The organism is Terrisporobacter petrolearius, assembly GCF_020748185.1.
In the GTDB taxonomy this organism is placed as follows: domain Bacteria; phylum Bacillota; class Clostridia; order Peptostreptococcales; family Peptostreptococcaceae; genus Terrisporobacter; species Terrisporobacter petrolearius.
The window spans coordinates 1-506 of sequence record NZ_JAHZMO010000134.1 but is presented as its reverse complement, the minus strand read 5'-3'; the positions used below and the strand labels follow the sequence as shown (position 1 = coordinate 506).

Here is a 506-nt window from a genome sequence, read left to right as displayed (position 1 = left end):
ATTAAATTATCAATTTAAATATATAGAGGTGCTGTTTTGAAATAGAGATTTATTTTCATTTTAAGACAGCACCTTTTAGTAATTTAAATACATTAATTAAATGTATTTATTGAATTTATTATGATAAAATTGTATTATATAAAATAGAGCCAATTTAAACAGTAACAATAAGGAGGAATTGTAGTAAATGAAAAAGGAACGACTACAACATGAAGACTTAAAAGAGTATGATTATGATGAAGATGTTTATCTCAGTAAAAAGATAATTATTAAGGACTTCATAAAAACTATATTAGTTATGACAATTGCTACTGGAATATCAGTAGTTTTTGAAAAAGTAGGTTTTAATGAATCTAATATTATACTAGTATATATATTAGGTGTACTATTTGCTACAAGTATAACCTATGGATATTTTTTTGGAATACTTTCTTCAGTAATAGGAGTGCTATCATTTAATTTTTTCTTTACACATCCATTATATACTTTTTTAGCTTATAGAAAAG

The 506-nt window shown here is 22.9% G+C and carries 1 protein-coding gene; it reads left to right on the top strand.

The window, feature by feature from the left end:
* Positions 1 to 187: 187 nt before the first annotated feature.
* Positions 188 to 506 (top strand): DUF4118 domain-containing protein (locus K0040_RS19980; RefSeq protein ID WP_228110436.1); only part of this gene is annotated, 319 nt, incomplete at its 3' end.